The sequence below is a fragment of the Cypionkella psychrotolerans genome (assembly GCF_001294535.1).
Taxonomy (GTDB): domain Bacteria; phylum Pseudomonadota; class Alphaproteobacteria; order Rhodobacterales; family Rhodobacteraceae; genus Cypionkella; species Cypionkella psychrotolerans.
This window is the reverse complement of the sequence record NZ_LGIC01000054.1, coordinates 1-13,270: the sequence shown is the minus strand read 5'-3', so window position 1 is coordinate 13,270 and position 13,270 is coordinate 1. Positions and strand designations below refer to the sequence as shown.

The following is a 13,270-nucleotide window of genomic DNA, read 5'->3' as shown; positions in this document are numbered from 1 at the left end:
GGCGGGGGAGCGGTTTACTTATCCTTTAAGTCTGACTTTGGCGAACAGCTTCGTCGCCCCGCGCGTGGCTTTGGTGGGCGATGCCGACATGCAGCGCCGTGCCCAGATCGGGCTGAACAAGGGTGAGGCCCATCATGCCCTGAAAAACGCCCTTCGCATCGGTCGCCAGGGTGAAATCCGCGACCGCACCACCGAAGGCCAGCACTTCAGAATGGCAGGCCTCAATCTGCTCGCCGCCATCATCATCTACTGGAACACCAAGCATCTCGGCCAAGCGGTCAACCACCGAAAAAGCGAAGGATTGGACAGCCCGGCCGATCTTCTGGCGCACACCTCGCCTCTCGGATGGGCACATATCCTCCTCACCGGCGAATACAGGTGGCCAAAATCATGACCAAACGGCCTTAGCGTACGATCCTGCACTCCCCGGTATTCGACCCCTAATCAGGGCCATTTCGGTCGATCACGGGAGGTTCGACGCTGGCCAGCGCTCGATCCCGCCGTTCTGCAAAACGTCTGGCCTCCCGCGTCTTGCCTGCGGCGACATCCACCAATGCCCGCTGCTCTTCGATTACCGCAAAAATAAGGTTCTCATCCTCAAGCGACCGCCCCCGCTCGCGCAGAACGGTCTGGGCGCGGCGATGTTCCGCCAATGTGATCGGAGGATGCCGAAGATCGGCAAACCGCACGGGGTATCGCTGACCATCGGGCCCCCGCACGAACACCGTCGATAGATCGCGAGGATCGTAGGACACCCGCAGCTGCCGCCCTTCTCGACCCGCCCAGATGCTCAGGACATCGTCCCAGTATCTTAGCCCGAAAAGGTGGATGCCATCACGGCGCACCATGCGTTCAACTGCGGGCAGAAAGTCGATCCGGAACCCTTCAGGATCATATGGCATCCTCAAAGGCAAGTCGCGCCGCCCATAGGCATCCTGCCAAGCCGCAATCGGCGGAATGCCCAAGGATCGGTGGCGCTCAGCATGATAGCGGGTGATTTCCAGCGCAAACCAGCGCTCCAGCTCGTCCAGCGTCATCGCCGACTTTGCTGCAGAGTCATAGTCGCCGCGATCTTTGATGTTGCTGAAGGTCGACCCGGGCAGCAGATGCGCCGCCCCCATCATCGTACCGATCAGACGTTCAATATGGCCCCCGTAATGTGGCGCACCGATCGGTCGATACTGCAGGGAAATTCCATGCTCTTCGGCACCACGCCGCATAGCCTTGGAATGAAATTCCTTGGCGTTATCGACATGGATGGTCTCCGGCAATCCCGCCGTCGGCCAGTCTGCGTCGATGCCCAAACTGCCCAACCAATCCAGTTTCGGCTGTACCAAATGCTGGATGACAAGCGCAACCGACAAAGCGGACGGCGGTTCCAGCGTCAGGTAGAAGCCCGCCACCATGCGGCTGGCAATATCAATGGCCAGCGTCACCCAGGGCCTCTGCAATGGCTGGCGATACGCCCGATCGACAACGATGACATCCACCAGTGTATGATCGATCTGGACGACCTCGAAAGCCCGCTCAATCTGATAGGTCCCGGGGACAGGATGATAGCGGCTACGGGCAGCCTTGGCTCCCTCACGCGCGGCCACCAATTCGGCAGGGTCTATCACCGCAACACGGTCGCGCACCGAGGTCCAGCAAGGGGTGCGCAAGCCATGTTGGCCGCAACGCCTGCGCACCTCCTTGTGCAACGCATTGATGCTCGGCTTCTGGCGGGACTTGAAAAAGTCTTCGATTGCCCCGGCAATCACCGCCTCGATCCCTTCCGGCAGTCGCCGACTGCCCGTTTGGGTTCCCGCTGCGGCGGTCAGGAGAGAGCTGGTGATCGGGCGCGCTCTGTACGCTTTGATCAGTTCGTAAAGCCGAGATCGCTTGAGCCCAAGCTGTCGACAGGCCGAGAGAAATTCGACGCGGTCAGGGCTGGCCATGTTCGCCAGCCGCCGGATCACTCCCTCACGCACAACCGCTTGCTCCCATGCGGTGTCATCAACGGCGTTGATATCTGAGCGATCCACCATGGCCAAAACCAACAAAAAGGTATCTTATGTCCGATAATGAAATGATAATCCACGAATGAAACAGAAACATGAATGCAATGTATTCAATGATTTAGAGTCCAGTAATGGAACAAGAACGACAATCTCAAAACTATAGAAATTTCAGGGAAAAGATGTCGACAGAAACCGGGAAATCAACCTCAGCGTCGTCTGACAGGTCGCATGATGCTCAGGGCGACGAGCGAGATCAAGAGAAAAGCGATGGCATCGCCCTGCCCTCTCATGCGGCGGGCTCAGGCACGCTTGATCGCCTCATTTACGCCGCCCGCGACTACGCCAAGGCTTCGACGGCCGAGAACACCAGCAAGGCCTACGCGGCAGACTGGAAGCACTTCGCGCGCTGGTGCAGGCTGAAGGGTGTCGACCCCCTGCCCCCGTCGCCCGAGATTATTGGGCTCTACATTGCCGATCTGGCGGCGCCCATCGGCAAGGCCGCGTCACAAACCGAGCTGCGAGCGCTGTCGGTCAGGTCTATCGAGCGCCGCCTGTCGGGCCTCGGCTGGGGTTACACCTTGCGGGGCTTTACCCTTGACCGCAAGAACCGGCACATCGCCACCGTGCTGGCCGGCATCCGTCGCAAGCACGCGCGCCCACCAGTGCAGAAAGAGGCGATTCTGCCCGAAGACATCCGCGACATGCTGGCCACCCTGCCGCATGATCTGCGAGGATTGCGTGATCGAGCGATCTTGCTCATCGGCTTTGCGGGCGGGTTGCGGCGCTCGGAAATCGTTTTCCTCGATCATGGCAAGGACGACACGCCGGAGTCGCGCGGCTGGGTTCAGCTGCTGGACGGCGGCGCGCTGATCACCCTTCGCGGTAAGACTGGCTGGCGTGAGGTGGAAATCGGGCGCGGCAGCAGCGACCAAACCTGCCCGGTCCATGCGCTGACCCAATGGCTGCACTACGGGCGTATCGGTTTTGGCCCGATCTTTGTGGCCGTGTCACGCGATGGGCTGAAGGCCACGCAGGATCGGCTGTCGGACAAGCACGTCGCCCGGCTCATCAAGCACACCGTCGAGCAAGCCGGCCTGCGCCCGGAACTTTCTAAGGCCGAGCGGTTGCAGCTCTATTCCGGCCACAGCCTGCGCGCGGGCCTCGCCAGCAGCGCCGAGGTGGACGAGCGCTATGTTCAAAAGCAACTCGGCCACGCTTCAGCAGAGATGACCCGCCGGTATCAGCGCCGGCGTGACAGGTTTCGGGTCAATCTGACCAAAGCTGCAGGGCTGTAGGTCTTTGGTCAACCCTCTTGAAGATAAGCCGTCAGATTCTGATGACTGTGCAGGATGCGGATGATCTCAACCCCCTGCCCTTCCAGCCGATAGAGCACCAGATGTGCGCCGCTTGGGTGAATCCGAACGGGTGGCGTGAATTCCAAACGTTCTCGCGCCATCTCTGGAAACTCAGCCAGCAGATCGAACAGAGAAAACAGCCCGTCAGCATATCGATCTGCCTGATCAACACCCCATGCCGCCGCACCATCATTCCAGATTTTTGCAAGATCAGCACGCGCGGCAGGCCGGAACACATAGCCAGCGCTACTTGGCATACTGAGCGCGCATCTCTGCCTTGAAGGATTCACGGTCCAACAAAGTGGCAGGGCCACTCGACAGGCCTTCGTCGATGGCGGCTTGCAGCTCAGTTATTGCTTCACTGCGTGCTCGATCTCGACGGATCAGGTCGCGGACATAGTCGCTCGAGTTGGCGTAACGGCCCGCCTTCGCCTGATCTTCGACCCAGGATTTCATCGGGTCCGGCAGTGATATGTTCATGGTACCCATGGCAGTCTCCTTAGAAAACCATGGTATGGCAATCTTTGCCATGACACAAGAGACGCTACCACCACCAAACCGTCGTTTAGTAGTGATACGCCCCTGCCCTACTGGTGAAAACCGTAGGTCAAAATGGATTTTCAATTCTCACGCCAGTTGGAGCAAAATCACTGACGTTGCCCGTGACAACTGTCGCCGCGTGCCGGAGCGCTGAGGCGGCAATCATAAGATCGGCTCCCGTATGACCAATTTCAGCCGATAGCCGACCCCAGATCCGGGCGTCTTCGGCATCGAACGGCAGCAACCGGTCAGAAAACAGCAAGATCGTTCGATCAAGCCAGATCCGAAGATCATGGGCGAAAGCGGGGTCCCGCGTTTCTTGCTGGCGAATGCCGCGTTCGATCTCGCCAATCGTGATGACGCTGAGGAAAAGGTCTTGTTCCGATTTGCCGCTCAACCACGCTGCCACTTGCGGGGCCCGATCCGGGCGGCGGACTGCTGAGATAACATTGGTGTCGAGCACATACATCAGAAGGATACGTCCCTAGGCATGGCCTGGGCCCGCTCGACATCACCCCCCGGAAAAGCCATCAAATGATCGGCGAAGCTTTCGCGGGCTTTTACCGCACCTGCGAGCAGTCGGTGATATTCTTCCGACGACAGAACAACCACGGCGGGGCGCCCCCGGCGCGTCACTTCTTGCGGTGTGCCCGCAAGTGCGGCCTCAACTACGGCGCTGAACTTGTTTTTAGCATCTTGAACGGTCCACATTGCGGCAATCCTAGCTAGCTATCTGGCTAGATATATCATCGACCTCCCCCTGTTTGTCAAGCTCGGCAAGGCTGAAGGCCCATTATGGAAGTTATCCTGGAGAGTCCTTGCGTGAACCTTCAGCACAACCGCACTCAAACCGTCGTTTACTCCTTACACTCGAATTTGCAAAAGAGGCCCCCTGCCCCGTGCCACGCATCGGATACGCGCGAATTTCCACTGAAGATCAAACCGCACTGCCCCAGGTGCAGGAGCTACGCTCCGCAGGCTGTGTGGAAATTGTGGAAGAGCAAGCCTCGGGTGGCAGTCGCACCCGGCCCGTTCTGGCGCGTGTGCTGGATCAACTGCGGGCAGGCGATACATTGGTGGTGGTGCGGATCGACCGGCTGGCCCGCTCGCTCTCTCACCTTTTGGAAATCATTGAGCGGCTGGAGATCAAAGGCGCGCATTTCCGGTCCCTGCAGGATCCGATCGACACGGCGTCGCCTCAAGGCAAGTTCACCCTGCAGGTTCTGGGCGCTGCGGCCGAGTTTGAACGGGCCCTGATCCGCGAGCGCACCAGGGCCGGGCTGCGATCTGCGAAAGCAGAAGGCCGGGTTGGCGGCAATCCGGGGCTGAAAGCAGGCGATCCCGTGGCCATCCGCAAGGCGAGGGCCGCGCGGGTGGAAAGTCATTTCCAGAAGCTGAACGCCAGTGCCGACCAATGGGTACCCGAGGTCCGCCGTCTACGGCCGGGCACGCCGTGGGAAGACGTGTTGCGGATCGTCAACTCCGGCCTGCCCCGCGAGGCGCAGCCTTGGTCCCTGCCCCGCCTAATCCGTGCTGCCAAGACCTTTGTCCGCGAAGGCCTGCTGGCCGAGACCATCCTGGCCCGCGCCACAGCGCCCGACAAAAATGACCGCCTGCCCGCTATCGTCGCGGGCATCAAAGGCGCCGATCCCAAGATGACGCTTCAAGCCCTCTGCGACCGGCTGGAAGCGATGCGTGAACGGACGCCAAGAGGACGCAGCAAGTGGGAGCCGTCATCGGTCAGGATGATCCTGGAGAGGGCCAAGAAGCTGGGGCTCGTCTGATGCACAAAAAGGCCAAAATGTTATCCCCGATTCGAATTGGCTCGCTTAGCAACACCTATTGCCGATCTATCACTGCCTCTACCATATATTGATGGCCGGACTAAGTGTGACCAAAACCGTGGGCAAGACACTCTATGATTACCCATGCTTTTCAGATGTTTGAACGATCAAGCTATTTCAATAGGTGAACAGCGCTGTCGAGATGCGGTAGCTCACCTCTCAGGCATCGCTGCGTTTCGAACAGAAAACGCTTGCTAGATGGGCAATCATAATGTCATTTAGCAAATAGAACGCATACGGCAGTTTTTCAGGCTCTACAGCGTTCCAAACGAACAGCCGCAAATAGCGGCGGAACAATGGTTCTGAGAGGCCAGAGCCAAGGGGGCAGTATGACTGGCGCTCGCCGGATTGACGAGATCATTCAGCAGAATGCTGACCGCTTGGCTGTGGCACTTGAAAACCACATGCGCACCAGTTTCATGCCCGATGCGCGAAAGGAGCTTCGACCCTTCACTTCGGCTGAATCAGCTGAGTTCCTTGGCATGGATCCCGCCAGACTTCGCAAGCTTCATTTCGATAACAAAATCCCAGAAGTCGCGATGGACAGTCGGGGCAGACGGCTTTATTCTGGCGCCAATATTGTTGAAATCCGTCGGGTGCTTGAAACGCAGTCGCGCAAAGTTGGACAGTTTCTTCCAGGTCGCCGCGACGGCGACCGGATACAGGTCATTGCTGTTGCCAACTACAAAGGCGGCTCCTCCAAAACCACTACTGCAATTCATCTTGCACAACGTCTTGCTCTTCGTGGTTACAGAGTCCTTGCGATTGATATCGACCCTCAAGGCAGCCTAACCACTATGTTTGGCTACACTCCGGAAACAGAGTTCCAGAACGGTGGCAACATTTACGACGCAATTCGGTATGATGACCCCATCCCCATGCAAGAGGTCATTCGCAAAACCTACTTCCCCAATCTTGATCTCGCTGCATCCGGACTGGTTCTGGCTGAATTCGAACATGAGACGCCCCGCGCACTGAATGAGCGCCGTGAGCCAATGTTCTTCAAGCGACTCGGTCTGGCCATAGACCAAGTCGAAGCGGACTACGATGTAGTTGTGATCGACTGCCCACCGCAGCTTGGCTTTCTAACGATGAGCGCGCTCATCGCCGCGACGACAGTTTTGATTACAGTCATCCCGTCCATGCTCGACATCGCATCGATGAACCAGTTTCTACAGATGACAGCAGGACTGCTAAACGTTGTCAGTAACCATGGTGCGTCTTTAGAATACGACCATCTTAAGTTCTTGATCACACGCTTTGAACCTTCCGATGGGCCGCAAGCACAAATGGCCGGATTTCTCCGGGCACTTTTCACGGACCAGGTTATGACGAACACTTTCTTAAAATCTACAGCGGTTTCTGACGCGGGGCTGACCCAACAAACACTCTACGAAGTTGATCGTAGCGAATTTAACCGCAACACCTACGACCGCGCCGTCGAGTCCATCAACAGCGTAGTCGGGGAGATGGAAGAATTAATCCAAGCAGCTTGGGGGCGAAACTAATGTCGCGAAAAGATGTCTTCAAAGGCGCACTGGAAGCGCTGATCAACCCGACTGACGGCCCTGCCCGTCCGCAATCAAAGAGCATCTTACATTCTGCCGCCCTTGGTGGTGTTGAAAGCGGCTTGGCTCGCGGTCTGCAATTACTTGATCTTGAACCTGACCAAATTTCTCAATCCGAGTTCGAAGACCGTCTACCTTACGATGAGGCGTCACTAAGTGATCTGATCGCAAGCATTCGCGAACACGGCCAACAAATCCCAATACTGGTCCAGCGCCATGCTCCCAACGAGTACCGCGTCATCTATGGTCGTCGTCGTATCGCCGCTGCGCGTGTTCTAGGCGCGAAAGTACGCGCCCTCGTAACACAGATGGATGATGAGCAGCGCATCATCACACAGGGCATCGAGAATTCTGTCCGCCAAGACCTTTCGTTCATTGAAAAGGCAATGTTTGCTCATCGACTCCGCGAGGCTGATGTTCCAGAACAAACGATCCGAGCTTCACTCAACATCGACGTCGGCGCCCCAAAGGCTACCACAATCTCAACGATGAAGATGGTGGTCGAAACTCTTGGCGAAGACATAATCCAAGCCATCGGCCGCGCGCCTGGAATAGGTCGCCCCAGATGGCGCAACCTAGCGGAGGCATTCCGCGATCGCGCAGGCCAGTTTGCAGGTGCAAACCGCCCAGCCTTGCTAAAGGCTATCGAGACCAGCCAGTTTACATCTGCAAACTCGAAAAATGTCGAGGAAGCAGATGCCTCTGACCTGCGCTTCAAACGTGCTGCGGCCTTGATCGTACAAGTTACGAGCAAGACCCCATTGGATGGAGATGCGGCACCGGTAATGTCAGATGACAAAATCATAGCCATCCTGAAGCGAACACCCGCGGCGGTTTCAGTCACCGTACGTGCGAAAGACGACCCTAAGTTTCACGCCTGGCTTCACGCGAACGCCGATACGGTCATGAAGGCCCTATATGACCAATGCCAAGAAGAGACGGCCCAACACCAACCAGTAGAGGAGGCACGCTAAAGACAGAAAAGGCCCCCCGAGCGAACCCGAGAGGCCGATTTGCGTATCAAACAGAGTTGACGCTCTGATCTGACCAGTCTTCATAGGTAACAGAATCACGCAAATCGATCGATAAGTCAACGCCGCAAGTCGCGGCGGACGGTAAGAATTTGCCAATCGGTACGTTCTATCGTCATGGTTCACCGACACGAGAGATCGTGCCGGCACGGTAGAGTCATCTGCCTGCGTGATGCAGTATGCGCAAAATAACCTACACCCAATCAACTACTCCGGCGAGCAATGGCCACGTAGTCAATGAAGATCCTTGCGAAAGGGTCCAACAGCTTTGGCCGGTAATCAATGCTCTTGCCCTGTGCCGTACCAGTTACGGCCTTACAACCAACAGCCTCTCTGTGCTTCGTGCATTGATTAGCTTCCTACCCAAAGACAGGGCCCACGAGGACAGCCCAGCAGTCGTTTGGCCGTCTAATCAAACTCTTGCTGAACGAGCCGACGGAATGGACGAACGAACCCTTCGCCGACATCTCGCGAAACTCTGTGACGCAGGCCTGATCGAACGAAAATCAAGCTCAAATGGAAAGCGCTTTGCACTTCGCATTCGTAAAGCCATCGTTGCTACGTTTGGCTTCAACATCCAGCCTTTGCTCGATAAAGCTTCAGAAATCCTTCAGGCTGCAGACGAAACACGCGTTCTTGACGATCAAATTTTGACTACCCGAAAGTTGATCCTTAACCTGCTCTTTACCCTTCGCGAAGGCGCACACGATGCACTTTCTGGCATCGAGGAGGCTGAAATCAGACGACAACTTAGGCGCAATGTCTCTCTGGCGGACCTGTTGATAACTAAGCACAAACTTGAACAAATTCCCATTGCTGACACCGTCATTACTACTGAATTGTCCGCCAGCAACAGTCAAAATGACCGGCACCAACAGAATACAAAAAAAGAATACTTAGATTCTGTTTCTCTAAACCAACCGTCTGATATTGAACCTGTGATGCCAACTACATCCTACCCAGCACTCACGCCCGACAGTTCACATGATCTAACGCTGGAAGATTGCTTAGAAGCAGCAACTGAGGGCATAGCCTTCGCCCAAGCGCCTGTCAAAAATTGGAACGATTTGGTACAGCTCGCAGACACTCTGGCGCCAATGATTGGGATTGGACGGGAGCTTGCTGATCACACACGACGCGCTATGGGACCATTGCCCGCAGCTATCAGCATACTCTGTCTCATTCAGCAGGGTAACCAAATACAAAAACCAGCCGCCTATCTAAGAAAACTGACAATGCTTGCGGAAAGAGGCCTTTACTCGCTGAAGTCTCTCGTTCGAAAGGCACAAAGGCATCGGTTTGCAGCTGTAAACTGAAGATGCGGTTTCACCTGAATTTCGAGAGTTTGAGAATGGTTGGTTTGAGGGTGACGGGAAGTGAGATCGGGAGAGTGGCTTCCGGCACCCGTCGTGGAGAATGTCTGATGACGAAAGCTGTCCAGAAAATCACACTGTCCCCCTCGCGGGACATTCCCTTCGAAAAGCTCGTGCTGAGCCAGTCCAATGTGCGTCGTATCAAGGCCGGCGTCTCAGTTGACGAACTGGCCGAGGACATCGCGCGTCGCGGCCTGCTGCAGGGATTGAACGTGCGGCCTGTGGTCGATGCTGATGGCGTTGAGACCGGCATGTTCGAAATCCCGGCCGGTGGTCGTCGGTTCCAAGCGCTGGCGGTTCTGGTGAAGCAGAAGCGGCTGGCAAAGACTGCGCCAATCCCTTGCATCGTGCGGGACGCCGCATCGGAAATACTGGCGGAGGATGACTCCCTTGCGGAAAACATGCAGCGCGTCGCCCTGCACCCGCTGGATCAATTCCGCGCCTTTGTGGCGCTGCGGGAAAAAGGACAGAGCGAGGAAGCGATAGCGGCGGCCTTCTTCGTCGCGCCCCAGATCGTGAAGCAGCGCCTCAAACTCGCGTCTGTGGCCCCTGCCCTCCTTGCGGTTTACGGAGAGGATGGCATGACGCTGGAACAGCTCATGGCCTTCACAGTCAACCCCGATCACGAGCGTCAGTTGCAGGTCTGGGATGCGATCTCGTCATCTTGGAACAAGGAGCCCTTTCAAATCCGGCGCATGCTGACCGAGGCCTCGGTGCGAGCCTCTGACCGCCGTGCCGTGTTCGTGGGTGTTGAGGCCTACGAGGCGGCGGGTGGGACCATCCTGCGCGATCTCTTCCAAGGCGATGATGGCGGTTGGCTCGAAGACCCTGCCCTGCTCGACAGGCTGGTCGCTCAGAAGCTTCAGGCCGAAGCTGAGGCCATCACCACCGAAGGTTGGAAGTGGATCGAGGTCTCAATCGACCTACCCTATGGCTACGGCCACGCCATGCGAGGCCTGAAAGGCGAGCCGACGCCCATGACGGACAGCGAAGGTGCGGATCATGCCCGGCTTCTTGCCGAGTATCGGGCACTCGAACTGGAATACGACGGCCAGGACGAGCTTCCCGACGACATCGATGCCCGTCTTGCTGATCTCGAGACCGCGATGGAATCGCTCGACGCACGTCCTCTGGTGTTTGACCCGATGGAGGTCGCGCAGGCAGGGGCCTTCGTCACGCTGGATCGTGATGGAAAGCTTGCTGTCTACCGCGGTTATATCCGTCCCGAGGACGAACGTCGGGAGCAGGTCGACGTTGGCGGTGATGGACTGGCGTCGATCGAGGGGCAGGGGAGCGATGGCGAGCAGACCTTAGGCGTCCATGGCGTCGGAACCATCATCACCTCGAATGGCCAGCTGCTCGGTGCCGACCTGCCGGAGGACGAGGATGATGGCGTCCTGAAGCCGCTGCCTGAGCGCCTGCTCATGGAGTTGACGGCCCATCGGACGCTGGCGTTGCGCGAGGCCGTCGGTCGCTCGCCGGACGTCGCACTGACACTTCTGCTCCTGAAACTCGTCACCGACACGTTCCGTACGTCGGGTGCCTCGGGCAGCTGCGTTGAGGTGTCTGTTCGGCACCTCTACTTGTCGGCGCAATCGCCCGACTTGAAGGACAGCGCGGTGGCGAAAGCGGTGGACGCACGTCACGCGGCCTGGGAAGCGGACTTGCCGCTTGGCGATGATGCGGCACTCTGGGGCTTCCTCACCGAACTCGATCAGACCAGCCGGTTGTCTCTGCTGGCCCATTGCCTGAGCTTCGGGATCAACGCGCTCCACGAAAAGGTAAACCCCTATGGCGCGGGCATCTCGTCCAGTGGTCTGACCCGCCGTATGGCGCAGGCTGACATCGTTGCACATGCCACAGGTCTCGACATGGTCGCGGCAGGCTGGGAACCGACGGTGGACGGGTATTTGAACCGTGTCCCCAAGGTCCGCATCCTCGAGGCCGTGCGCGATGCCAAAGGCGAGGGAACCGCGCAGCTTCTCGATCACCTGAAAAAGGGCGAGATGGCCACGGAGGCGGAACGTCTGCTGAAAGGCAGCGGCTGGTTGCCCGAGGTTCTGCGGCGTGCCGATCTGGTGGCACTGGACGCAGGCGCGGAAGGGCAGGGGGCTCCCGTTGCGGATGTTGAGTCAGATCAGGTCGAGAATATTGATCTGCCAGCGTTCCTCACTGCCGATCTCCCCGAGGAAAACGGATCGATGATGGCTGCGGAGTGATCTGAGCCATCCGAGGGCGGGGAAACTCGCCCTCAGTTCACATATAAATTAACAATATCAATATGATGAATGCAAAAGCTCGCGTTCTAAGTGAGGAATCATGTCTGCAACAATGATCATCGACAGCGCACCCCTTGGGTCGCTCATTCGCTACACTGACGGCAGCCCCAAGCCGCCTGCGCGCTTCACCAAGAAGCTCGCGGCGTGGGAGCGCTCGAACGGCCTCGGCCGTCTTGTGAAAAAGGAACCGTCACGGCCCTATGCGACTTGGACGGCTCCGGCTTCCTTCACGCTGCACGAGGGCAACTTCTCCTCGGACGGGGTCATCCTCGTCACCATCCTGCGCAGCCATTCGGCTGACAGCCCGTTGGTCTTCGAGGTGGCCGAGGAGCCGAAATCCGGGCAGGTCCGGGTGTTGCTGGAGTTCGGCGGCAACACAGAGCTGCTGCATCTGGCCGAGTCCGTCAGCGCGGCAGAACTCTGGATCGCCAAGGAAGGTTATCGCAATGCACAGCTGGAAATCGTCGGCAATGACCACGGCGAGAGGGCAGGGGGTGCGGACCTTGCAGCCTAAGCGCCGATGAAGCCCGAGGGGCCTGCCGAAGGGTGGGCCTCTGAGCCACACGACCTTATCCCGCGAGATTGCGGGGCACCAAAGTTCCATTCCCAAAGGAAGGAGGTCTTCAACCACGAGCTTGGCCGGAAAGCAGGCGGGCGAATGCATCAGCGGGACAACCGGCTCCAGTCGTTAGGGAACCATCCCCCGCTCGCCATGCCCTTTCTTGGCCCAAAGCTTGTCTTCGAGATCAACCCGCGTGGGGTCGGACTACGGGGCAAGCCCGTGCCGCCGGATGGATTCGGGGCAAGCCCGAACGCACCCGGTGATGTCAGCCAGTCTTCGGGCCTTCGAGGTCCTGTCGCGCGGGGGATGGTCCCCCGCCTTCAAGACAGGAGCCAAATGAGATGTCCCGCAAAGATGCACACGCCTTCGCCGCCTCCCTCGCCGCCACGCTCATGGTTTCGATCGTCGTCTTCCAAGCTGGGGATGGAACCTTTGGTGCTTATCTGAACAGTCAACCTGTCTTATCGCTTTCGGGAAGCCAGGAGTTCGCGGACTTGTCGGTGTTGGGCGAGCACGTTTTCGTCGGCGCGTAGCAACCTTTTGGCCCGATCTGTTTCCGCTTGCTGATCGGGCGCATTCTGTCGGATCTTCGACTTGGCCACCGCCTGTCGGAAGATTTCCAGCACCTTGGGCGCGCGGTTCGCTGTCGCGCGACTGACACCAGCTTCGATGGCAAGATTGACGACCGTCAGCTTGCCATCGGATAAGCGCGGGCACC

14 protein-coding genes and 1 pseudogene are annotated in these 13,270 nt (G+C 58.0%); 9 read left to right on the top strand and 6 right to left on the bottom strand.

Annotated features, from left to right (window positions below):
- Positions 1-394: Tn3 family transposase (locus AKV04_RS25545; RefSeq protein ID WP_235815603.1), on the top strand; the 394-nt coding region annotated here is incomplete at its 5' end.
- A 46-nt stretch (positions 395-440) separates the two neighbouring features.
- Here AKV04_RS25545 and AKV04_RS10600 read toward each other — a convergent pair.
- The gene (locus tag AKV04_RS10600) at positions 441-2,027 is read right to left on the bottom strand and encodes a Mu transposase C-terminal domain-containing protein (protein WP_054006408.1); all 1,587 of its coding nucleotides are present in this window, start codon (positions 2,025-2,027) and stop codon (positions 441-443) included.
- A gap of 152 nt (positions 2,028-2,179) precedes the next feature.
- Between AKV04_RS10600 and AKV04_RS10595 the strand changes: the two genes are divergently transcribed.
- Positions 2,180-3,295, top strand: a complete 1,116-nt coding sequence (locus AKV04_RS10595) for a tyrosine-type recombinase/integrase (RefSeq protein ID WP_054006407.1) — start codon at positions 2,180-2,182, stop codon at positions 3,293-3,295.
- 8 nt (positions 3,296-3,303) lie between these two features.
- Here AKV04_RS10595 and AKV04_RS10590 read toward each other — a convergent pair whose 3' ends face one another.
- From AKV04_RS10590 to AKV04_RS10575, 4 genes are all read right to left on the bottom strand, one after another.
- Positions 3,304-3,612, bottom strand: coding sequence for a type II toxin-antitoxin system RelE/ParE family toxin (locus tag AKV04_RS10590; protein WP_054006406.1), 309 nt, complete (start codon positions 3,610-3,612; stop codon positions 3,304-3,306).
- A complete protein-coding gene (locus AKV04_RS10585) occupies positions 3,602-3,844 on the bottom strand; it encodes a type II toxin-antitoxin system ParD family antitoxin (RefSeq protein ID WP_054006405.1) in 243 nt (80 codons plus the stop codon). Before AKV04_RS10585 ends, AKV04_RS10590 begins: the two co-directional genes overlap by 11 nt.
- A 118-nt stretch (positions 3,845-3,962) precedes the next feature.
- The gene (locus tag AKV04_RS10580) at positions 3,963-4,364 is read right to left on the bottom strand and encodes a type II toxin-antitoxin system VapC family toxin (protein WP_054006404.1); all 402 of its coding nucleotides are present in this window, start codon (positions 4,362-4,364) and stop codon (positions 3,963-3,965) included.
- A complete protein-coding gene (locus AKV04_RS10575; protein ID WP_054006403.1) occupies positions 4,364-4,606 on the bottom strand; it encodes a type II toxin-antitoxin system Phd/YefM family antitoxin in 243 nt (80 codons plus the stop codon). The genes AKV04_RS10580 and AKV04_RS10575 overlap by 1 nt, the downstream gene beginning before the upstream one ends.
- A gap of 188 nt (positions 4,607-4,794) precedes the next feature.
- On the opposite strand from AKV04_RS10575, the gene AKV04_RS10570 reads away from it, so the two are divergent.
- The 7 genes from AKV04_RS10570 to AKV04_RS27835 all read left to right on the top strand — a co-directional run bounded on the left by AKV04_RS10570 (position 4,795) and on the right by AKV04_RS27835 (position 13,085).
- The gene (locus AKV04_RS10570) at positions 4,795-5,679 is read left to right on the top strand and encodes a recombinase family protein (RefSeq protein ID WP_054006402.1); all 885 of its coding nucleotides are present in this window, start codon (positions 4,795-4,797) and stop codon (positions 5,677-5,679) included.
- 389 nt (positions 5,680-6,068) lie between these two features.
- Positions 6,069-7,247 (top strand): plasmid partitioning protein RepA, encoded by a 1,179-nt coding sequence (gene repA, locus AKV04_RS10565; protein ID WP_054006410.1) that lies wholly within the window; start codon positions 6,069-6,071, stop codon positions 7,245-7,247.
- Positions 7,247-8,281, top strand: coding sequence for a plasmid partitioning protein RepB (gene repB / locus AKV04_RS10560; RefSeq protein WP_054006401.1), 1,035 nt, complete (start codon positions 7,247-7,249; stop codon positions 8,279-8,281). Before repA ends, repB begins: the two co-directional genes overlap by 1 nt.
- A gap of 236 nt (positions 8,282-8,517) precedes the next feature.
- A complete protein-coding gene (gene repC, locus AKV04_RS10555) occupies positions 8,518-9,654 on the top strand; it encodes a plasmid replication protein RepC (protein WP_082351598.1) in 1,137 nt (378 codons plus the stop codon).
- A 107-nt stretch (positions 9,655-9,761) separates the two neighbouring features.
- Positions 9,762-11,930, top strand: a complete 2,169-nt coding sequence (locus AKV04_RS10550; RefSeq protein WP_054006399.1) for a ParB/RepB/Spo0J family partition protein — start codon at positions 9,762-9,764, stop codon at positions 11,928-11,930.
- A 100-nt stretch (positions 11,931-12,030) separates the two neighbouring features.
- Positions 12,031-12,504, top strand: a complete 474-nt coding sequence (locus tag AKV04_RS10545; protein WP_054006398.1) for a hypothetical protein — start codon at positions 12,031-12,033, stop codon at positions 12,502-12,504.
- Positions 12,505-12,893: 389 nt separating this feature from the next.
- Positions 12,894-13,085, top strand: coding sequence for a hypothetical protein (locus tag AKV04_RS27835; RefSeq protein WP_054006397.1), 192 nt, complete (start codon positions 12,894-12,896; stop codon positions 13,083-13,085).
- Here the strand turns inward: AKV04_RS27835 and AKV04_RS26775 are convergent.
- Positions 13,014-13,270: pseudogene (locus tag AKV04_RS26775) on the bottom strand (hypothetical protein); the annotation flags it as partial. The gene AKV04_RS27835 and the pseudogene AKV04_RS26775 sit on opposite strands and share 72 nt — an antisense overlap.